Source organism: Hyphobacterium sp. (assembly GCF_043584775.1).
Taxonomy (GTDB): Bacteria; Pseudomonadota; Alphaproteobacteria; order Caulobacterales; family Maricaulaceae; genus Hyphobacterium.
Window position 1 is genome coordinate 1301757 of the sequence record NZ_CP121327.1, and the last position, 21178, is coordinate 1322934.

Annotated in this window: 15 protein-coding genes; 6 read left to right on the forward strand and 9 right to left on the reverse strand. The window is 59.0% G+C overall.

What is annotated here, in order from left to right; genetic code table 11:
- Position 1 precedes the first annotated feature (1 nt).
- Positions 2-3472: a transcription-repair coupling factor gene (gene mfd / locus P0D52_RS06455; protein ID WP_394694599.1), complete on the forward strand. Its 3471-nt coding sequence runs from the start codon at positions 2-4 to the stop codon at positions 3470-3472.
- Here the strand turns inward: mfd and P0D52_RS06460 are convergent.
- On the reverse strand, positions 3469-4755 hold the full coding sequence (locus P0D52_RS06460; protein ID WP_394694600.1) for a hypothetical protein: 1287 nt from the start codon (positions 4753-4755) through the stop codon (positions 3469-3471). The two genes, mfd and P0D52_RS06460, sit on opposite strands and share 4 nt — an antisense overlap.
- A 272-nt stretch (positions 4756-5027) precedes the next feature.
- Here P0D52_RS06460 and P0D52_RS06465 point away from each other — a divergent pair, with 272 nt between their 5' ends.
- The 5 genes from P0D52_RS06465 to P0D52_RS06485 all read left to right on the forward strand — a co-directional run bounded on the left by P0D52_RS06465 (position 5028) and on the right by P0D52_RS06485 (position 11684).
- Positions 5028-5936, forward strand: coding sequence for a YihY/virulence factor BrkB family protein (locus P0D52_RS06465; protein WP_394694601.1), 909 nt, complete (start codon positions 5028-5030; stop codon positions 5934-5936).
- Positions 5937-6003: 67 nt separating this feature from the next.
- Complete coding sequence (locus P0D52_RS06470; protein ID WP_394694602.1) at positions 6004-6705, forward strand: CoA transferase subunit A; 702 nt, start codon at positions 6004-6006, stop codon at positions 6703-6705.
- 2 nt (positions 6706-6707) lie between these two features.
- The gene (locus tag P0D52_RS06475; protein ID WP_394694603.1) at positions 6708-7355 is read left to right on the forward strand and encodes a CoA transferase subunit B; all 648 of its coding nucleotides are present in this window, start codon (positions 6708-6710) and stop codon (positions 7353-7355) included.
- Positions 7356-7483: 128 nt separating this feature from the next.
- On the forward strand, positions 7484-10579 hold the full coding sequence (locus P0D52_RS06480; RefSeq protein WP_394694604.1) for an efflux RND transporter permease subunit: 3096 nt from the start codon (positions 7484-7486) through the stop codon (positions 10577-10579).
- Between the two features lie 4 nt (positions 10580-10583).
- On the forward strand, positions 10584-11684 hold the full coding sequence (locus tag P0D52_RS06485; protein WP_394694605.1) for an efflux RND transporter periplasmic adaptor subunit: 1101 nt from the start codon (positions 10584-10586) through the stop codon (positions 11682-11684).
- Positions 11685-11690: 6 nt separating this feature from the next.
- On the opposite strand, the gene P0D52_RS06490 is transcribed toward P0D52_RS06485, so the two are convergent.
- The 8 genes from P0D52_RS06490 to P0D52_RS06525 form a co-directional block, all read right to left on the reverse strand.
- Entirely contained in the window at positions 11691-13073 is a 1383-nt protein-coding gene (locus tag P0D52_RS06490) for an L-serine ammonia-lyase (protein ID WP_394694606.1), read from the reverse strand.
- A 3-nt stretch (positions 13074-13076) separates the two neighbouring features.
- Complete coding sequence (locus tag P0D52_RS06495) at positions 13077-13343, reverse strand: Lrp/AsnC ligand binding domain-containing protein (protein WP_394694607.1); 267 nt, start codon at positions 13341-13343, stop codon at positions 13077-13079.
- A 51-nt stretch (positions 13344-13394) separates the two neighbouring features.
- Complete coding sequence (locus tag P0D52_RS06500) at positions 13395-14156, reverse strand: SDR family NAD(P)-dependent oxidoreductase (RefSeq protein ID WP_394694608.1); 762 nt, start codon at positions 14154-14156, stop codon at positions 13395-13397.
- Between the two features lie 4 nt (positions 14157-14160).
- Entirely contained in the window at positions 14161-16230 is a 2070-nt protein-coding gene (locus P0D52_RS06505) for a 3-hydroxyacyl-CoA dehydrogenase NAD-binding domain-containing protein (RefSeq protein WP_394694609.1), read from the reverse strand.
- Positions 16227-17468 (reverse strand): kynureninase, encoded by a 1242-nt coding sequence (kynU, locus tag P0D52_RS06510; RefSeq protein WP_394694610.1) that lies wholly within the window; start codon positions 17466-17468, stop codon positions 16227-16229. Before kynU ends, P0D52_RS06505 begins: the two co-directional genes overlap by 4 nt.
- Complete coding sequence (kynB, locus tag P0D52_RS06515; RefSeq protein ID WP_394694611.1) at positions 17469-18098, reverse strand: arylformamidase; 630 nt, start codon at positions 18096-18098, stop codon at positions 17469-17471.
- The gene (locus P0D52_RS06520) at positions 18098-18943 is read right to left on the reverse strand and encodes a tryptophan 2,3-dioxygenase (RefSeq protein ID WP_394694612.1); all 846 of its coding nucleotides are present in this window, start codon (positions 18941-18943) and stop codon (positions 18098-18100) included. Before P0D52_RS06520 ends, kynB begins: the two co-directional genes overlap by 1 nt.
- 147 nt (positions 18944-19090) lie before the next feature.
- Entirely contained in the window at positions 19091-20962 is a 1872-nt protein-coding gene (locus P0D52_RS06525) for a M2 family metallopeptidase (RefSeq protein ID WP_394694613.1), read from the reverse strand.
- Positions 20963-21178 lie beyond the last annotated feature (216 nt).

Sequence of the window (21178 nt, forward strand, 5' to 3'; positions counted from 1 at the left end):
CATGGAGTGGATTGAGCCCATTGCCTTGTCGCCCGGCGGGTTGACCGTTGGCGGCGCGCCGGAAGGCTACGACGCGCTGATCCTGGCGCAGGCTCTTGCAAAAAGAGGGGGCACCGCGCTCTTTATTGCGCGGGATGACTCCCGCGCTGCAGCCTTCGAATCTGCCTGGCAATTCTTCGCGCCCAAAATACCTGCTTTGCGTCTGCCGTCGTGGGATTGCCAGCCCTATGACCGGGTTTCGCCCAGCCCGCGTGTGGCGGCGCGCCGGTCTGCAACGCTGGCCTGGCTGGCGACACGGCCGCGCGATGAAAAATCGCCGCTGCTGATCATCGCGACGATCAATGCGGTGACACAGAAATGCGCGCCCCGCGAAACCATGGCGGCGCGCGGTTTTCAGGCGAAACCCGGAGAGATCATCGATCTGGAGGGATTGAAAGCCTACCTCACCGCGAATGGCTATGCGCGGACGACGACGGTTCGCGAGCCGGGTGATTTCGCTATTCGCGGAGGCGTGGTGGATGCTTTCCCGCCGGGGCGAGAGGAACCCGTCCGGCTGGACATGTTTGGCGATACGCTGGAATCGGTCCGTTCTTTTGACCCTGAAACGCAGCGCTCCACCAGGCAGCTGAAAGTCATTACCTTTTCCCCGGTCAGCGAGCTGTTTCTGGATGAGGCGAGCATATCGCGCTTCCGCTCTGGTTATGTTCGCGAGTTCGGCGCCATAACCGATGGCGATCCGGTGTATGAGGGTGTCAGTGCAGGACACAGGCCGCAGGGGATCGAACACTGGCTGCCGCTCTTTCACGAAACACTGGAAACCCCTTTTGACTATCTCGGGCCGGACGCCCTGATTGCGGTGGATCATCAGGCATCGGACGCGCTCGCCCAGCGCGACGAGCTGGTGTCCGATTATTACGATGCCCGCAAGACCGCTGCCGGAACGGTGAAGGGCGGGATCAAGGCCCCGACCTATCGCGCGCTTCCGCCCGCAGTGCTATACCTGACGTCGGATAATTTTGACGCGGCCCTGTCCGGTCTGGACGTTCGCCGCTTTACGCCTTTCAACGAGCCGGATGCGATTGATGCTGGCGGCCGGCAAGGTCGCAGCTTTGCCGCCGAGCGCGCCGCTGAAGGCGTCAATATTTTTGATGTCACCGCCAAGTATATCCAGTCCCAGCTTTCGTTCGGCAAACGGGTTGTGATTGCTTCATGGACGGAAGGGGCGTCGGACCGGATGGGCAGTGTGCTCGCCGATCATGGTCTGAAAGACCCGGTTCCGGCCAATAGCTGGCCGGATATTCAAAAAGCGTCAGCCAATACGGCGCTGAGAACGGTTCTTCCGCTCGAACATGGTTTCGAGACCACCGATCTGGTCGTACTTTCCGAACAGGATGTTCTGGGCGACCGCCTGGCGAGGCCGCGCCGGAAGAAGGGCGCTGAAGTCATCCTGGAGGCGGGCTCACTCGGTGTTGGCGATCTCGTGGTCCACAGCGATCATGGATTGGGACGGTATCTCGGTCTGAAGACGCTGGACGTTCATGAAGCGCCGCATGATTGTCTGGAGATCGAATATTCCGGCGGTTCGAAGCTGTTCCTGCCGGTTGAAAATATTGAACTGCTTTCGCGCTATGGCAATGAAAGCGATGGCATTCAGCTCGACAAACTCGGCGGCGTGGCCTGGCAAGCGCGCAAGGCCAAGGCCAAGAAGCGCCTGCGTGATATGGCCGAGGAGCTCATCCGGATCGCGGCACAGCGCAATGCCCGCAAGGCGGATGTGATAACGCCGCCCAGCGGCACCTATGACGAGTTCAGCGCTGCCTTCCCCTATGTCGAGACGGACGACCAGCTTTCAGCGATCGAGGACATTTTCGGCGACCTTGCCAGCGGACGTCCAATGGACCGGCTGATTTGCGGAGATGTCGGTTTCGGCAAGACCGAAGTGGCGCTGCGCGCGGCCTTCATCACCGCAATGGAAGGCCGACAGGTCGCGGTCGTTGCTCCCACCACCTTGCTGGCCCGTCAGCATTTCAAGACATTCTCCGAGCGTTTCCGCAACTGGCCGGTCAAGGTGCGTCACTTGTCGCGCCTTGTGTCGGCCAAGGAAGCGGCGCTGACCAAAAAGGAATTGCAGGAGGGCAAGGCCGAGATCGTCGTCGGGACCCATGCCTTGCTGTCAGACTCCGTGAAATTTTCGGATCTTGGCCTTCTGATCGTCGATGAAGAGCAGCATTTCGGTGTGAAGCACAAGGAAAGGCTCAAGGCACTGCGAACCGATGTTCATGTGCTGACGCTGACGGCCACGCCCATACCCCGAACGCTGCAACTGGCATTAACCGGCATCCGTGACCTGTCGATCATTGCGACGCCTCCCATCGACCGGTTGGCGGTGCGAACCTATGTCTCGCCCTTTGATCCGGTGACCGTTCGTGAAGCGCTGCTTCGTGAGAAATACCGCGGCGGGTTGAGCTATTTCGTCGCGCCGCGGATAACCGATCTCGATGCGATGGCGGAATATCTGCGCGAACAGGTTCCGGAAGTGTCCTTTGTGGTCGCCCATGGGCAAATGGCCCCGACGCGCCTCGAAGACATCATGACCGCCTTCTATGAGGGACGATATGATGTGCTTGTCTCGACGTCCATCGTGGAATCCGGGCTGGATGTTCCTACCGCCAATACGCTGATTATCTATCGTGCAGACCGGTTTGGCCTGGCGCAGCTTTACCAGCTCCGCGGCCGGGTCGGACGCTCGAAGACCCGAGCCTATGCCCATCTGACAACCTCTCCCAACCAGAAGATTACAGACCAGGCGGAACGCCGCCTGCAGGTGCTTCATTCGCTTGATACGCTTGGTGCCGGCTTCTCGCTGGCAAGCCATGATCTCGACATACGCGGTGGCGGAAATTTGCTGGGTGAAGAGCAATCCGGACATATCCGCGATGTCGGCGTCGAGCTCTATCAGTCCATGCTGGAGGAAGCGGTCGCCTCGCTTCAGAATGATCGTGAAGAGGATGATCGCGATTGGTCACCGGCCATCAATGCGGGCGCAGCGGTTCTGATCCCGGAAAGCTATGTGACCGATCTGGACTTGCGATTGCAGCTCTATCGCCGTGTGTCGAACCTCGCCAACAAGGCCGAACGCGAGGCCTTTGCCGCTGAGCTTATCGACCGTTTTGGGCCCTTGCCGGAAGAAGTCGAGCAGCTGATGCATGTCATGCAGGTCAAGACGCTCTGCAAGATTGCGGGTGTGCAGAAAATCGATGCCGGTCCGAAAGGCGCGACGATCCAGTTCCGCAATGGCGAGTTTGCCGACCCGGCAGGCCTCGTCAAACTGATCACGGAAAACCCGCATGAATTCCGCGTGCGTCCTGACCAGAAACTGTTTATCGCGGGCGACTGGCCGGAGCCGCGACAACGGCTGAAGGGTATGGAACGCGCGCTGGCAAGGCTCGCGGATCTCGCACGGCGAAGCTAGACCGCTTCCATCCGTGCCTTGTCCAGAAGGCGTGTGGCGCGTTCAACAAGGGCTTCGGCCGTTTCTTCTCCCGAAGCTTCCAGGGCAACGCAGTGGACGTTCAGGCGGAAGGGGTAGAGCGGATCATCGCCATCAAACGCCGTGCAATCGGCCACCGCCGCAATGCGCTCCGCGACGCAGGTTGCGCCTTCCTTGCCAGTATAGGGTAGAATTGCCGCGTAGAAATCGGGCGCAATCAGCGCCGGAAAATCCTCAGCGCGCAACAAATGTCGTAACATGGCAGCAAACTGAACCTTGGCGCCACTTAACTTGTCTGGCCCCACCGACGCCTCGGGCTTGCCCATGGAAATCAGTACCAGCCCCGTCGGTTTTCTGGACCGCACCGCCGTATTCAATAAATCCTGCAAATGCGCCATTGCCAGTTTCGGTCGGTAAAGGCCCAATTCGGCATCCGTTGTGGAGCGCGCCCGGCAGTTTTCCAGCACAGTCTTTGCCGCCCGGCGGCGCCGGCGCTCATCTGCCAGCCGCAACACCCGCGCCGCGATCTCCGCCGATGAGGCGTTGTCGGGTAGAATATCCGAGACCCCCCGTGCGAACGCTTCGTCTGCCGACTCATAGCGGCCGGACGGTGTCAGCAGCAAAACCGGTGTGTGATAAAGGCGGGCATTGCGCCGCATGGCCGATGATATGGTGAAGGCCAGCTCTTTCTTGTTGATGGCGTTCAAGATAACGGCATCGAACGGGCGTTCATGCAGATAATCAAATGCCGAAAAAGACGAGAACGCGGCGACCATGCCGGTGCCGGCAGACGTCAACGCATGGTGAATCGCCATGAAACGGGAGGTCGCATCGCCCACGAACAGAACGGTTGGACGCTTTTCGGAAAGCATATCCGTGTTGGCGGCATGACCGAAGACTTCAGCCGCGGCCCGGCGGCGGCGCGCCACATCCTCCATGACCCAAAGACGACGCAGGGATTGGATGCGATTTGCCAGTTGCACAGCTGATACAGGCCGGCGCAGCCATCCATCAAATCCCACAGGCGGTGTTTCACTATCGGAAATGAGAATGACTGGTGGTCGGGTTTTTCCCGAACCTGCATGCAAATCGGCCAGTTTTCTCGCGTCATCCATATCGGACGCGCAAACAATGATCGCATCGAGGCGGTTGGGTTCCAGGGGGCGATCTGCGGAAACGGTCTGCGCCGCAATCCGGTAGACCTCCAGGTCTGCAGGTTTCAGCGACAGATTTCCGTCGGCATCAATGAGTGCGATATTCAGCATGCGCGGCAAGCCGTCCCCCAAGGCAACAAACTCCACGTTGTCATAAAATTGTGGCCGGGGAAACAGCTGAACGGATCGGCGGAATTTCGTTCATATAGCGTTCAAGCACCGTTCGGTATTCCTGTTCTCGAGATCAACGGACACCTTCTTGTCCCTCGCACGTTCGTTGTCTTGGCCGGGTCACCGGTCCTTCCTATCCCAGATGCGCCAGCCTGCACCCACAGGCTGGCGTTTCTGTTTCCGTCAGCCCGTTTTCGCGTTATGGCGTGGGTATGGAAAGAATTCGCAAACATGCCGGAAAAATCCGTGATGTCGCGCAGATGGTGCTCGACTGGACACCTTTGGCGATCATCATCGCGTCGGTCAGCCGGACGATGGCGCGGGAAGTGATGCTGTTTGCGGGTGGCGTGTCCTTTTTTACCCTGCTTGCTATCTTTCCTCTCATTGCTGTTGCCGCGGTTTCCTACGGCCTGATCTTCGATGCTGATGATGCCAGCCAGCAATTGGCGCGACTGTCGAGCGTTATGCCCGAGACGGCGCAATCCTTTATCGCCAACCAGATATCACCAATAACCGAAGCGTCTTCGGCGGCGCTCTCGCTGCAGGGACTCCTGGCACTGGCCATCACCATTTTTGCGGCCTCGCGCGGCGCCAAGGCACTCATCGCCGGGTTGAACCAGATTGCAGGAATGGGCGACTTCCGGAATGTTATCAAATTCAACCTTCTGGCAATTCTGACCGTTGTCATGGGTGGTTTGTTGCTGGCCATTTCGAACATCGTCGTGTTGGCGATACCCACAATTGTCCGGCCTGCACTGGGATGGCTCGGTTTTGAAATTCAAGGGTTGAACGCCGTCTTTAATGAGTGGACCGTTGTTTGCGTCACGATGCTCCTGGCTTTGGTTTTGCTGTATCGCTATCTGATGCGCCGTGCTGGCGGGATCAGTTGGGTGGCGTCACTGATTGCGGCCGTCACGGCTTGCGGGCTCTGGCTCTCTCTGTCGGCCGGCTTTTCGTTTTACGTGAACGGCTGGGTCAATCCGACGGCCTACGGGTCCATCGGCGCTTTGATCGTTTTTCTTCTGTGGATCTATTGGGGCTCCTATTCCGTTTTCTTCGGTGGGGCCCTGGCTGTGGAGATCGACAAATACCGGCTGACTGAAAAGCGGCATCGCGAATGACTGGCCAATTTTTCTGCACGCGATATAAGCGGGACAGCCATCACATAATCCCACGCAAGGACGCCTGATGAACAAGATATTTCCCGATGCGCCCGCGGCTCTGGACGGCGTGCTGTTTGACGGCATGACCATCATGGCTGGCGGCTTTGGTCTATGCGGCATTCCGGAGAATGCCATTCAGGCGATTCTGGATTCCGGCGTCAAGGATCTGACGATTATTTCCAATAATTGTGGGGTCGATGGGTTCGGTCTGGGCAAGCTGCTGGATGCCAAACGCATCAAGAAAATGGTTTCGTCCTACGTCGGCGAGAACAAGGAATTCGAACGGCAATTCCTGTCCGGAGAGCTGGAGCTTGAGTTCAATCCGCAAGGCACGCTCGCTGAACGCATCCGGGCCGGCGGCGCCGGTATTCCCGGATTCTACGTCAAGATCGGCGTGGGAACGGTCATCGCCGAGGGCAAGGATCACCGCGAGTTTGACGGGGAAACCTATATCATGGAAACGGGCCTGAAGGCCGATCTGTCGATTGTAAAGGCGTGGAAGGGCGATGCCCAGGGCAATCTGATCTATCGCAAAACTGCCCGCAATTTCAATCCGATGATGGCGACAGCGGGAAAGATTACGCTGGCCGAGGTCGAAGAGATTGTTGAGGTCGGCGAGCTGGATGCAGATCATATCCACACGCCGGGAATTTTTGTTCAGCGCCTGATCAAGGGCGAGTTTGAAAAGCGTATCGAACAGCGCACGACGCGCGCGAAGGAGGGTTGATCATGGCCTGGACACGCGAAGACATGGCGCGCCGCGCAGCGCAGGAGCTGGAAGACGGGTTCTACGTCAATCTGGGTATCGGGATACCGACGCTGGTCCCCAATTTCATTGGCGAAGAGATCGACGTGACGCTGCAGTCTGAAAACGGAATGCTGGGCATGGGCCCTTTTCCGTATGAGGGCGATGAAGACCCTGATCTCATCAATGCCGGCAAGCAAACCATTACGGAACTTCGCCGGACCAGCTATTTTTCATCTGCTGACAGTTTTGGCATGATCCGTGGCGGCCATATCGACCTGTCGATTCTGGGCGCGATGGAAGTGTCCGAGACCGGGGATATCGCCAACTGGATGATTCCGGGCAAAATGGTCAAAGGCATGGGCGGGGCCATGGACCTGGTCGCGGGCGTCAAGCGTATCGTAGTGATCATGGATCACACCTCGAAGGCGGGCGAGCCGAAGCTTCTGAAAAAGTGTAGCTTACCACTGACCGGCACGGGCGTTGTCGACCGGATCATCACCAATCTGGGCGTCTTTGATGTCACGGATAAGGGTTTGGTTCTGATCGAACTGGCCCCGGATGTTTCCGTTGAGGATGTTCGCGCCAATACGGAAGCTTCCTTCGGTCTTGCGGGTGGGCTTGCTGCCTGATTTGTGATGCAGGCATTTTTATCCTCAATCGCATGGCATCACAGCCGTGTGAGTAGCCTGTCCATAGTTTAATTAGGTGAATTTGTCGCATCGTAGCATTTAGCTCTCCGAGTGAGGGAGACGCGAAAATGCCATTGACCCGGTTTGCATTGAATAATCCGGTCGCCATTCTGATCGGCGTCATGCTGCTGGCCGTGATCGGGGCGATGAGCGTCACCCAGCTGCCCGTCCAGCTCTTCCCGGACACCAACCGGCCCCAGCTCTTCATCCAGACCTTCTGGCGCGCCGCATCGCCGCTTGAAATGGAATCCCAGATCGTCGAACCGCAGGAGCAGGCGCTTGCCGGTATCTCCGGGCTGGAGGAGTTACGCGTCAATATCGGGCAGGGCGGGGCCTTTCTGAACCTGACCTTTGCCAATGGCACGAATATGGATCAGGCCCTGATTGACGTAATCGGGCGCATGAACCAGCTGCCGCCCATGCCGCTTGATGCGGTCGGTCCTAATATCAATAACGGTTTTGGCGGCGGTTCGGGCGAGATCCTGATCTATTATTTTGTACAGGCGCTTCCCGGAAATCCCAGAGAAATCAATGATTACAGTAATTTTATCAATAATACGGTCGTGCCGCGACTGTCGGCCCTGCCGGGCGTTGCCAACGCGCAGGCGAATTGGGGTCTGAGGCCTCAGGAATACCAGATTGTGTTTGACCCCTACCGGGCTGCGGCGCTCGGCGTGACCATTCCGGAAATCTCCGCAGCGCTGCGCGGGAATACCGATGTCTCAGGCGGAGATGCCACGATCGGCCGGCGTGCCTTTACCGTTCGCTATGAGGGAGAATACGACCCCAGCGAGTTGTCGGAGCTGGTAGTTGACTGGCGGGATGGACGGCCGGTCTATCTACGGGATGTGGCGGACGCCCGTATCGATTACGGCGAGAACAACACTTTCGCCTATCAGAATGGCAATCCGGCGATCGGCATCCAGATTACGCGCGAAAACGGGGCCAATTTCCTCGCCGCGCTGGAAGCCGTCAAAGACGAAATTGCACGCATAAACGAGAGCGAAGCGGCCGATCTCGGCTTGTCGCTGCAGCCGTCTTTTGATGCGTCTGTCTTCATCTATCGCGCCATCAATCTGCTGCGCACCAATCTGGCGCTTGGCATTGTTCTGGCCATTGGCGGGCTCTGGCTTTTCCTGCGCCGCAGCCGGGCGACACTGATCATATCGCTGGCGATCCCGGTCAGCTTGCTGGCCACGCTGATTGTGCTGTTTGCACTCGGACGGACGCTGAATGTGATCTCCCTGGCCGGCCTCGCCTTTGCGACCGGTATGGTGCTGGATGCGGCCATTGTCGTGATGGAAAATATCATAAGGCGACGTGAAGCCGGCGAGGACGCCCGAACGGCATCTGACAAGGGCGCGGGACAGGTCTGGGGCGCACTATTTGCCTCGACGACGACGACCGTCGCGATTTTCCTGCCGATCATCTTTCTGGACGACGCTGAAGGGCAGCTGTTTGCGGATCTTGCGATAACCATCGCTGTTGGCGTGGCGATTTCCATGTTTGTCGCGGTGACAATCCTGCCAGTGGCAACGGAGAAATGGGTTCGGGACAAGAGCAACCCGACCGGTCAGCCCATTATCAAGCGATTGTCCCGTTTGCTGATGACGGTCACGGGTGGAAAGTCCCGACGCCTTGGGCTGATTGCGGGGCTGATTGTTGTTCCCGCCGCTGCCAGCTGGTTCCTCTTGCCCAATCTGGACTATCTGCCGCCGGTGCGCCGGGATGCGATCGACGTGTTCTTCCAACTGCCGCCGGGGGCCAATCCGCAATGGGTCAATGATGAGGTCGCCAGTGTCATCATCGAGCGGGCTGAGCCATATATGTCCGGCGAGCAGGAACCGGCGCTTCTGAACTATTATTTCGGAACGTTTGGAACTTTCGCCAATGCCGGTTTCCGGGCCCGCAACATCGAGGATATCCGCGCGCTGGAAACGCTGGTCCGCGACGAGTTGATTGCCGGCATACCGGACGTCAGTGCCTTTGCATTCCGCGGACAGTTATTCGGCGGCTTTGGTCAGGGCGGAGGCATTCAGGTCAATCTTCAGTCGGCCGACCCCGATCGCTTGTCCGCTGCCGCAATTGAAGGGCTCCAATTGCTCCGGGAGCGCTTTGCGGGGGTGAATATCAATGCCAACCCTTCCCCGCAGGCGACGCAGCCCAGCCTGTCCATCATTCCAAATGACCGGCGTATCCAGGAATCCGGCTGGAGCCGGGCTCAGGTCGGAAGTGTCATCGCGGCCCTTGGCGATGGTCAGTTCGTCGGTGAATATTTTGACGGTGACCAGCGCTTGAACATGATCCTACGCACCGAAGGCTGGGAGAATGTGCAGGAGCTGGAAGGGATACCCGTGGCGACGCCATCCGGTGCCATTGTGCCGCTCGGCGATCTTGTGGATGTGCGCGAAAGTCTGTCGCCCACCGGCCTGCAACGCGTGGATCGCCGCAGAACGATCACCCTCAATCTGTCCCAGCCCGAGGGACAGACCCTGCAGGAAGTTCTGGAAGTCATTCAGAATGAGATCGAACCGGCTTTGATGCAGACACTCGGCGCTGACGGTTCCATCGTTTATGGCGGCAGTGCCGACAGTCTCAATCGGGCGATCAGCACGATGCTGCAGAACTTCGCCTTTGCGCTCTTCATCCTGTTCCTGATCCTTGCGGGCCTTTTCCGGTCGATCTGGGATGCCTGTCTGGTATTGATTTCGATCCCGCTGGCGACGGTCGGGGGTGTCATAGTGTTGCGTATTCTTGATCTGGTGATGCAGGCGACGACCCAGCAACGGCAACCACTCGATCTTCTGACCATGATGGGCTTCATCATCCTGCTCGGTCTGGTGATCAATAATGCCATCCTGCTGGTGGATCAGACACGGCAAGGCGAACGTGAGGGGCTGTCCCGCACCGAGGCCGTCGAGAACGCCCTGAATATCCGCCTGCGCCCCATCTTCATGTCGACGCTGACCAGCATTCTCGGCATGACGCCGCTTCTGATCTTCCCCGGCGCCGGCAGCGAGATCTATCGTGGTCTGGCGGCTGCGATTGTCGGCGGCATGAGTGTGAGTCTGATTTTCACCCTTATCCTGATCCCCAGCCTGTTGCGGCTGGGGGAGCATTCACCGGCCCGGCAGGGCCAATCCCGGCTCGTGCCGGCGGAGTAAGTCCATGAATTTGAATACCGCATTGATTGTCGGCTTCACCATTGCACTGACGTCTGTTCCGTCTTTTGCGCAACAGAGCCCGGGCGGCGCACCGCCGCCAGCACCTGTGCGGATTGATATGGCGATCGAAACGGATATGGCACCGACCATTCAGAGCCCGGCAACGGTGCTCAGCCGCAGCGATTCCCGGATTGCGTCTGAAGGTGTCGGCCGGGTGGTCTTTGTGGCTGAAGCCGGTGATTTTGTGGAGGCGGGCCAACCGGTCGCTCGCCTCGATGATGCCGAGCCACGCCTTCAACTGGGAGAAGCGCAAGCCCGGCTGGCACGCCTGACGGCAAATGCCGACTACCAGACGGCCGAGTTCGAGCGCTGGTCGCGCCTTGTCGAGCAGGGGACCGCGCCGCAAACGCGGCTGCGCGAAGTCGAACTGGCACGCAATCTGGCGCTTCAGGAACAGGCCGAAGCCCGCAGCGCCGTGCAACGCGCCAGACTGACGCTTGCGCGTATGGAAATTCTGGCACCGTTTGACGGGCGGGTTGTCGAGCGCCTGATCGAAGTTGGCGAATATTCCAATCCGGGGCGGGAAATCGTCCGGCTGGTCAACACAACGGCCCTGGAGGCCCGCGCCCAGGCTCCGATTTCCGTGGCATCCTTCATCACGGTTGGAGATGAGGTCTCCGTCAGCGATAGCGAGCAGGCGATTAATGCCCCTGTGCGCCGGATTATCCCCGTGGGCGACGAGGCGACCCGCACCTTCGAGGTCCGCGTTGACCTGGAAGATTCTCCCTGGATTGCGGGAACGGCTGTTCGCGTGCATCTGCCCCGCGCGCCCAGCGAGCATGTCATCGCGGTGCCGCAGGACGCGCTGGTGCTTCGGTCTCAAGGCTCTCATGTCTGGGTGGTTGAAGAGGACAACACGGTCCGCCAGGTCCACGTCGAGGCCGGAACCCGCGGCGACGGCCTGATCGCTGTGACAGGTGAAGTGGATGCCGGGGATCGCGTTGTTGTACGCGGTGCGGAGAATTTGCGCCCGGGTCAGAGCGTCAACATTCTGGGTAATCTCGCATCGGCGAATGGCGCAACGGGCGGCAATATTGCCAATTAGCGCGCGCTAGCAGACCGGGACATTGATGGCGAGACCGCCTTGCGAGGTCTCCTTGTACTTGTCCGACATATCCTTGGCGACATCGCTCATCGTCTTGATGACCTGATCGAGCGAGACCTTGTGCTCGCCATCGCCGGACAGGGCCAGACGAGCCGCATCTATGGCTTTCACCGCGCCGATGGCATTGCGTTCGATACAGGGGATCTGCACCAGGCCAGCGACGGGATCGCAGGTCAGCCCCAGATTATGCTCCATGGCGATCTCGGCGGCGTTCTCGATCTGGCGGTTCGTGCCGCCCAGCGCCGCGGCGAGCCCGCCGGCGGCCATGGAGCAGGCGACGCCAACTTCACCCTGACAGCCCGCTTCCGCACCGGAGATAGAGGCATTCTTCTTGTAGAGGGCGCCGATGGCGGCGGCCGTCAAAAAGAAGCGCAGCATGCATTCCGTGTCGCCGGTGCGGCGATGATGTCGGTCAAAATAGCGGGCCACGGCGGGAATGATGCCGGCAGCGCCATTCGTGGGGGCCGTTACCACACGTCCTCCGGCGGCATTTTCCTCATTTACGGCCATGGCCCAGAGATTGATCCAGTCCATGGCAGTGAGGGGATCGGCTTCGGCCTTGTCTGGGTTCTCCAGTAGTGAGCGATGCATCTTTGCGGCCCGCCGCTTCACATTCAGCCCGCCGGGTAGGGTGCCGTCATGCCTCAGGCCGCGATCGATGCAGTCTTCCATCGCTTTCCAGATGGCTTTGATGCCATCCCGGATTTCAGATTCCGAGCGGAAGGCTTTTTCATTCGCCAACATGATTTCGGGGATCGACAGGTTATGTTGTTTGCCCAGCGCAATCAGCTCATCGCCGGTATTGAAGGGGTAGGGTTCGCCCTCCTGGTCGCCGACAGCGGAATTGCGGCCGGCTTCCTGTTCATCAATGACAAAACCGCCGCCGATCGAATACCAGAATTCTTCACGCAAGACTTCGCCATATTTATCCAAAGCGCGGAATTTCATGGCATTTGAATGAAAGGGAAGGCGGGTTCCGCCATCAAAGATCAGGTCTTCTTCGACGTTGAAACCTATGTCGTGCTGGCCAGCGGCTTTCAACGTGCCGTCCTTGCGGATTCGTTCGATCTTGGCCGCCATCGTATCCGGATCGATTCCGGCAGGGTCTTCGCCTTCCAAGCCGAGCAGCACGGCGTTGTCCGTGCCGTGGCCGACGCCGGTAAAAGCCAGAGAGCCGTAGAGTTCAGCCTGCAGGCGCGCAATACGGTTCAGGCCGTGATCGTCACGGACGCGCGACACAAAGGTGCCGGCTGCTTTCATCGGCCCCACAGTGTGCGAACTGGACGGACCGACGCCAATCTTGAAGAGATCGAAGACTCCCAGGTGCATGGGTTAGCCTTCGCCCAGCCCGCGATCGGGGGTAAAGGCGTTGAAGCAGAGGATTGTCTGTGTGTCCTTGATCCCGGGAAGGATTTGCAAGCGCTGGTTCACAAACCGGCCAATGTCCTCATCGGCCTCGACCGAAAAATGGGCCAGCAGGTCATACACGCCGGAAACCGAGTGGACGTGCCGGGCCTCGTCGATCTGGTCAACGATATCGCTGGCCACATCGTAGGTTTTGCCGAGCTCGCATTTGATAAAAACGTAGAATTGACGCATCGCATCCTCTTTGACTGTCGCAGGCTTTCTAGGCGGAATTCCGTCCGCTTCCTACATGGAATGTCCGCCATTGAGCGCAATAGCCTGTCCATTGATACTGCGGCTGTCAGGATGACAAAGCCAGCCGGCAATTTCGGCCACTTCCTCGACTTCCAGAAGGCGGCCCTGCGGATTGCTCTTGGCCAGCTCGGCGATGGCTTGCTCGCGGGTTGCGCCGGTCTTCTCGATGATCGTCCGGATCGCGCCTTCGGCCATTTCGGTACGGACATAGCCCGGGCAGATGGCATTGACGGTCGTGTTGGTCTTGGCCCATTCGGCGGACAGGGCGCGGGTCATGCCGATAACGGCGTGTTTGGACGCGCAATAATGCGAGATATACGGCCCACCCGACAGTCCGGCTATGGATGAGATGTTGATCACCCGGCCAGAGTCGGCACCCCGCATGTCGTGCGCAACCGCTTTGGTGCAGCGGAAGACACCGGTGACGTTCACGTCCTGAATCCGCAGGAATTCATCCTCGCCCATCCGGTGGAAGGGCGCAGAAGAGGCAATGCCGGCATTGTTCACAAGGATGGTGATCGGGCCATCGCGGCGCGCCTCTTCGAAGGCGGCCTCAACTGCGGCGCTGTCGGTCACGTCGCACTGGATGGCACGCGCGCGCTCAACCGTTTTCGCTTGCGTTTCCAGGCGCTCCAGATTTCGCCCCATCAGCACACAATTTGCACCATCGGCTGTCAATCGTTTGGCGATCGCCAGACCAATGCCGGTTCCGCCACCGGTAATGACGGCGGTCTGCCCCTTCAGATGTCCCATCTGCTTATCCCTTTTTCCATTGTCCGAATGTGCCACCCGTTTCAGCCAGTTCCCGGATCAGCGGGGACGGCGTCCACCATTTGGGGCCATATTTTTCCTGATAGTGTTCAAGCCGCTCAAGAATATGAGCCGCACCGAGCTCATCGGCATAACACATCGGTCCGCCGCGATAGCGCGGGAAACCGTAGCCGTTGGCGTAGACGACGTCGATATCGCTGGACCTCTGCGCGATGCCTTCGGACAGTATGGCGGCGCCTTCATTGATCAGGGCGAGCATGCAGCGCTCGACGATTTCCTCGCTGGCAACATTGCGCCGTTTGACGCCATGCTCCTTTGCCAATTCTTCAATAAGTGCGGTCACCACCGGATCGGGTTGCGGCGTGCGGTCACCGGGTTCGTAGTTATAGATGCCCGCACCGGTTTTTTGTCCCTTGCGGCCCATTTCGACGAGTCGGTCCTGAAGAACCGAGGCGAGGGGCTCATAGTCCTCGCCCGCCGTCATCGACCGGCGATTGTCATAGCCGATATCAAGGCCGGCAAGGTCGGCCATGGCCAGCGGCCCCATCGGCATGCCGAAATCAAACAAAGCCTTGTCCACGTCTTGTGGGGCAGCCCCCTCCATCATGCAAAGACCCGCTTCGCGGCCATAGCCTTTCAGCATGCGATTGCCGATGAAGCCGTGACAGACGCCCGACACAACCGGCACTTTCCTAATCTTCTTGGCGGCATCCAACGCAGTGGCCAGCGCGGTGTCCGATGTCTTTGCGCCGCGCACGATCTCCAGCAGGCGCATCACATTGGCCGGTGAAAAGAAATGCATGCCCAGTACGCGCGTTGGGTCTTTTGTGCCGGCCGCTATGACATCGAGATCAAGGTAGGACGTATTCGTGGCGAGAATGGCGTCTGGCCGGGCGACGCGGTCGAGTTCGGCAAAGACGGCTTTCTTGACGTCCATACGCTCGAACACCGCTTCTATAATGAGATCACAGGCGGCAAATGCCTCCCAGTTGTCGGCCGGCTGGATCCGGTCATAGCGATCCAGGGCTTCGGCTTCGCTGGTCCGGCCCTTGGCGGCCGAGGCCATGTAAAGGCTGCGAATTTTCTCCAGCCCCGCCGCCAGAGCGTCTGCATTGGCATCAAACAGGCGGACTGCGAAACCGGCATTGGCAAAGGCCATGGCGATACCGCCGCCCATTGTTCCGGACCCGACGACGCCAATCAGGCCAAGCGACTTTGGCGTGGCATTCAGACCATCGACCTTCGCGGACAGGCGCTCGGAAAAGAAAAGATGGCGCATGGCGCGGGACTGCGATCCGCCGATCAGCTCCAGAAAGAGCTCGCGCTCCTTTTCCAGTCCCTGCTCAAACGGCAAGGAAGCGGAAGCGAGGACGGCCTCGGTGGCTTTTTCAATCGCGATCTGCCCCCGCCGGGCTTTGGCGGCTTTGGCCAGTTCGGCGTCGATGGCAGGCTGATCCATTGCGGGGGCCGGTAGATCCCTGATGCGGCGCTTGACGGATTGCTGGCGTGCAAAGGCAATGGCGTTTTCCAGAATATCTCCGTCGGACACCTCATCACAGAGCCCGATGTCTACGGCTCGCGCGGCAGAGACAGGTTTGCCGTCCAGTGTCATGGCAAGCGTCGCCGCAATACCTGTAAGACGGGGCGCGCGCTGTGTGCCACCGGCCCCAGGGAAAATACCCAGGTCAATTTCGGGGAATCCGACGCGGGCTTTTCGGTCAATCAGGCGATAGTCGCAACCCAGCGCCGTTTCGAGTCCGCCGCCCAGCGCCATGCCATGTATGGCGGCCACAACCGGAACCGGGCAGGTCTCGAGCGCTTCGATCATGTCGGGCAGAGAGGGTGACTTCGGCGGCTTGCCAAATTCGGTGATGTCGGCGCCGGCAAAGAAGGTGCGGCCTTCGCAGTGAAGGACGACGCCTTTCGCATCGCCGGCTTCTTTCAATGCATTGACCACACCGTCCCGTACGGCATGACCCAGCGCATTCACCGGCGGGTTATTGACCCTGACGATCAGACACTCATCGCGGATTTCAGTGGTGACGATTTCGCTCATGTGACAGCGGCCCTTTGTTTGAACTGGCTCTGGTTCCATGCCTCGCTGGACATGACGTCGCGCAGAATGTCGACGGCTTTCCAGACATCGCGATAGGAGATGTAAAGGGGGGCGAACCCGAAACGGAGAATATCGGGCGCCCTGAAGTCTCCGATCACACCGCAGGCGATCAGGGCCTGCATGATGGCGTAGCCGTCGGGATGATGAAAGCTGACCTGGCTTCCACGCTCGGCGGCATTGATCGGGCAGGCGGGTTCAAATCCGAATTCGCCGCATTCCTGGTTAACCAGCTGGATAAACAAGTCACCGAGGGCGGATGATTTTTGGCGGAGCGCCTGCATGTCGGCTTCAAGCATGAGATCGATACCGACCTCCAGTGCTGCGCAGCCAATGATGCCCGGCGTGCCACATTGAAAGCGGTTGATTCCGGGGGCAGGCGCATAGCGATCATCAAAGGCAAAGGGCTGCTTGTGGCCGAGCCAGCCTGAAAGGGCCGGGAAGACTTTTTCCTGATACCGCTTCGCCACAAAAGTGAAAGCGGGCGCGCCGGGGCCGCCATTGAGATATTTATAGCCGCAACCCACCGCAAAATCCGCATCGCAAGCGTTGAGATCAACCGGCATGGCGCCGCAGGAATGTGACAAATCCCAAATCACCGGGACGCCCTTTTGGTGGGCGGCCGATGTAATCGCCGCCATGTCCCGCAGACGGCCCGTCTTGTAGTGTGTATGGGTCAGAAGGAGGGCTGCGGTGGTCTCGTCCAGACTGTCGATGACCTCATCGGGATCCACCAATCGCGCGCCGATGCGGTCCGGGGCGATACCCGCAAGGCCTTCTGTCATATAGGCGTCGGTGGGAAAGTTACCGGTCTCGGTGATCAGCGTGGTGCGTGAATTATCTAGTTGAAGACATGCGCTGAGGCATTTGAAAACATTTATGGATGTGCTGTCGCCAACAATAACTTCTCCATCGTCTGCGCCAATCAGTTTTGCAATTTTGTTACCGATGCGCGCCGGCGCATTGATCCAGTCATTCGAATTCCAGGACCGGATGAGGTCCTGGCCCCATTCCCGTGTGACAACCTCATTCAACCGGTCTTTTGCCGCTTTTGGCAAGCACCCGAGGGAGTTGCCGTCCAGATAGATCAGCCCGTCCGGAATATCGAAACGCGCACTAAAGGGGGCGAGGCTATCCTGTTCATCCAGATGGCTGACGTCGTCGAAGGTTATGCGGGTCATCTACAATTCTCTCAAAAGGGCGCGGACGGGTGCGGCATCGGCATCGGCAATTTTCAGTGGCGCAGCGATCAATTCGTATGCGCCTTCGTCCACATCATCCAGCACCAGGCCTTCCAGAATGGCCATACCCGCCGTCCGGACCGCATTATGTGCGTCCAGCGTTTTGGACGTTTCGGGGTCGAGGGAGGGGCCGTCCATACCCACAAGTTTCACTCCCGCGCTCGCCAGTAACTCAATGGTTTCGGGCGCAATGGCGGCATAGTCCGATACCCAATGATCGTGCGGAAACCGGTCGAAGGTGCGAAACAGAATACGATGACAGCCATTGGCCTCGGCCAGGTTGAAATCGTCGGGGCGCACAAGGTCCTTTGCCTGGCGGACATCAAAGACATGGCAGGGGCCGACATAAATCTCCGGATCCACCTCCGCGATCGTTTTTCCTTGCGGGTCATAATGGAGCGGCGCGTCGGCATGGGCGCCGGAATGCGTTGATAGCGTGAGACGGGACACATTCACCGGGCAGCCGGGCTCGATCGTCCAGGTCGGCTCCAGTGCAAAGGCGGTGTCTCCCGGCCAGACCGGCAGGGCAGGGCGAAGGGTCTGGGAAATATCGATCAGGCGTTTCGCCATCAGAGCGATGTCCTGACCGTCCAGAGTTCAGGGAACAGGCGCAGGTCGAGCGCCTTGACGAGATAGCTGACGCCGCCGGATCCGCCGGTGCCGCGCCGGAAGCCGATGATGCGCTCGACGGTCTTCATATGGTTGAAGCGCCATTGCTGGAATTTCTGCTCCAGATCCACGAGCTTCTCAGCCATTTCATAGAGTTGCCAGTGCTCGTCAATGTTGGAATAGACCTCCTTCCAGGCGGCCTCGACAGCCGATGAAGGCTTGTAAGGCTCTGACCAGTCCCGGTCGAGGCGGTCGGCCGGAATATCAAATCCGGCTTTTGCCAGCTGGCGCAGGGCCTCATCATAGATGCTGGGCTTGTTCAGATAGTCACGCACCGCATCGGCGTGTTCGGACTTGCCATGCACCCGTGCCATGGCGGCATTCTTGTTGCCGAGACGGTATTCCAGCATGCGGTACTGATAGCTCTGAAAGCCGGAGCTCTGCCCCAGCTTGTCGCGGAATTTCAGATAATCCGCCGGCGTCATGGTAGCCAGAATCGACCAGGACTGGGTCAGCTGTTCCTGGATCCGCGCGATCCGGGACAGCATTTTCGAGGCCGGGCCGAATTCACCGGCATTGATGCATTCAATCGCCGCATCCAATTCATGCAGGCACAGTTTGAGCCAAAGCTCAGACGCCTGATGGATGATGATGAACATCATCTCGTCATGCTCGGTGGTAATCGGTTTCTGGGCTTTCAGGACGTCATCAAGTTTCAGATAGGCCCCGTAGGAGAGACCGCCTTCAGGCGACCAGTGCACGTCCTCTCCGGACAGATCGACGGATGTCGAGATGGATTCAGGCATTTGCAGATTCCATTTGTTTCGAATTGCGTCGAGCCTAGTCCGAGTGTTGCCATGACGGAAGGCGGCAAGATGCTATCGACAACCCGAGCCGAGCCATAAAAAAGGGCGGCCCGAGGACCGCCCTTGATTTTGCTTCATGCAGACGTGTTACCAGCCGCAGTCGCGGTCGGCGTTCTCTTCTTCCAGGTGCGTCATCAGCGGCTGGAAGTAAGCGATAATGGCCGAGCCGTCCATTTCACGTGTGCCGGTGAAGGCTTCCAGCGCATCCGGCCAGGGCTGGGAGGCACCCATTTCCATCATTTCATTAAAGCGGGCGCCGACTTCCTCATTGCCGTAAACGGTGCAGCGGTGAAGCGGGCCTTCCCAACCGGCCATTTCGCAAGCGGCCTGCTGGAACTGGAATTGCAGGATGTAGCTCAGGAAATAGCGCAGATACGGCACATTATTGGCGATGTGGTATTTCGCGCCCGGGTCAAAGGCATTCGCGGGCCGTTCGACCGGCGGATAAACGCCCTGATACTGGTTGCGCAATTCCCACCACGCCGTGTTGTAGTCCTCCGGCGTGATTTCGCCGCGGAAGACACGCCAGCGCCATTGATCCATCATCACGGCAAAGGGCAGGAAGGCGATCTTGTCGAGTGCCAGATCCATCAGCAGGCTGAGATCGGCGGATTCATCGGGAACCGCGCTTTCATCGAGCAAGTCAATCTGGACGAGGTATTCCGGCGTGACGGACAAAGCGACGAAATCGCCGATGGCTTCGTGGAAGCCGTCATGGGCACCGGTCTGAAACAGCGTGTCCTGATGCTGATAGGCGCGTTGATAGTAATTGTGCCCGAGTTCGTGATGGACCGTACGGAAGTCCTCGGCATTCACATTGGTGCACATCTTGATGCGGATATCGCCGCGTGAATCGATATTCCATGCAGAGGCATGGCAGACCACGGTACGGTCTTCCGGCCGGACGATCAGAGAGCGGTCCCAGAAGGTGTCGGGAAGCGGATCAAGACCGAGCGAGGTATAGAAGCGCTCACCGGCCTCAACCATGTCGTAGGCATTATAATCCGCATCGACGAGCAGCTGGGTCAGATCATAGCTCTCGCCGCCACCTTCAACGCCGGCAATGTCGCGGATCGGGCCCCAGCCCTGCGCCCACATATTGCCGAGCAGATCCGCGCGGATCATGCCGGTCTCGGGCTGTACATCCGCGCCATATTCGGCGCTCAACTCGGACCGGACAGCGCAATGCAATTGCTCATAGAGCGGCTCGACCTGTCCCCAGAGACGTTCGACTTCGGCTTCCATCTCGTCGGCCGGCATGTCGTAATTGGACAGCCACATCTCGGCGAGATCAGAGAAGCCGAGCTCGCGGGCGCCCGCATTGGCGATTTCCACCATGTCGGCGTAGTCCTGAGCCATCTGCTCAGGCTGAATGGCGGCCCGCCAGTCATTCCAGATCGTCGACAGGAATTCCGGATCGCGCTCTGTGCCCATCAGGACTTCAAGCTCATTCAGCGTGGTCTCGGTATCATCAATCTCGATCGTGCCCGTTGAATAGGCGGATGACATGCGGGTCGTCAGCACGGCGAGCTCCTGGGCGCCATTGCCTTCCGACGGGGCAGGGAGGGTTATGCCCGCTGTCAGATTGGTCATTTTACGGCGCAAATCCAGCGGCAGTTCAAGTTCCGCAAACGGTGCCGTGCCGACGGCCATGCGAACCGCCATTTCGGTGCCTTCGGCACTTACGCGGCTGACCAGATACTCGGTGTCTTCGGTGATGAAGTTGGAATAGACCCAGAAAACCCGGCTGGCATATTCGTTGAACTCGGCGAGCTCCGCTTCCGTTGCTTCAAGGAAAGCTTCTGCATCAGCGATCGTTACGTTTCCGGTATCGTTCGCCGTATCCGCCGCAGCGGTTTCAGTCCCGGCGGGCTCGTTCTGACTAACCGCTTCGCTCTCCCCACAACCGGCAAGAGACAGCAGCGCCAGGCCGGCAACACCATACATCCACGTCTTCATATTGATCTCCCCTGAGACGTTAGAAAATCAAAGCGACCCTATTGCGGGAGGGGATATTTGTAACCCCCGAATCGCTGTGCAAACATCTGTCGCTTCCGGGAATGCGCCGGCGGTGACGTGATCAGGAATTTCGTCAGCTGACCCAGCGCGGCGAAAATTCAGATTGGTTGTTTCGTCCATGGCCTTCGCGTGATCTCGATCCGCTTTTGTCGGATT

Coding starts and splice junctions, on each gene's coding strand:
- mfd (WP_394694599.1), top strand. CDS start 2: ATGGAGTGGATTGAGCCCATTGCCTTGTCGCCCGGCGGGTTGACCGTT.
- P0D52_RS06490 (WP_394694606.1), bottom strand. CDS start 13,073: ATGCACCTGGGAGTCTTCGATCTCTTCAAGATTGGCGTCGGTCCGTCC.
- P0D52_RS06485 (WP_394694605.1), top strand. CDS start 10,584: ATGAATTTGAATACCGCATTGATTGTCGGCTTCACCATTGCACTGACG.
- P0D52_RS06495 (WP_394694607.1), bottom strand. CDS start 13,343: ATGCGTCAATTCTACGTTTTTATCAAATGCGAGCTCGGCAAAACCTAC.
- kynU (WP_394694610.1), bottom strand. CDS start 17,468: ATGACCCGCATAACCTTCGACGACGTCAGCCATCTGGATGAACAGGAT.
- P0D52_RS06460 (WP_394694600.1), bottom strand. CDS start 4,755: ATGCTGAATATCGCACTCATTGATGCCGACGGAAATCTGTCGCTGAAA.
- P0D52_RS06525 (WP_394694613.1), bottom strand. CDS start 20,962: ATGAAGACGTGGATGTATGGTGTTGCCGGCCTGGCGCTGCTGTCTCTT.
- P0D52_RS06475 (WP_394694603.1), top strand. CDS start 6,708: ATGGCCTGGACACGCGAAGACATGGCGCGCCGCGCAGCGCAGGAGCTG.
- P0D52_RS06520 (WP_394694612.1), bottom strand. CDS start 18,943: ATGCCTGAATCCATCTCGACATCCGTCGATCTGTCCGGAGAGGACGTG.
- P0D52_RS06505 (WP_394694609.1), bottom strand. CDS start 16,230: ATGAGCGAAATCGTCACCACTGAAATCCGCGATGAGTGTCTGATCGTC.
- P0D52_RS06480 (WP_394694604.1), top strand. CDS start 7,484: ATGCCATTGACCCGGTTTGCATTGAATAATCCGGTCGCCATTCTGATC.
- P0D52_RS06500 (WP_394694608.1), bottom strand. CDS start 14,156: ATGGGACATCTGAAGGGGCAGACCGCCGTCATTACCGGTGGCGGAACC.
- P0D52_RS06470 (WP_394694602.1), top strand. CDS start 6,004: ATGAACAAGATATTTCCCGATGCGCCCGCGGCTCTGGACGGCGTGCTG.
- kynB (WP_394694611.1), bottom strand. CDS start 18,098: ATGGCGAAACGCCTGATCGATATTTCCCAGACCCTTCGCCCTGCCCTG.
- P0D52_RS06465 (WP_394694601.1), top strand. CDS start 5,028: ATGGAAAGAATTCGCAAACATGCCGGAAAAATCCGTGATGTCGCGCAG.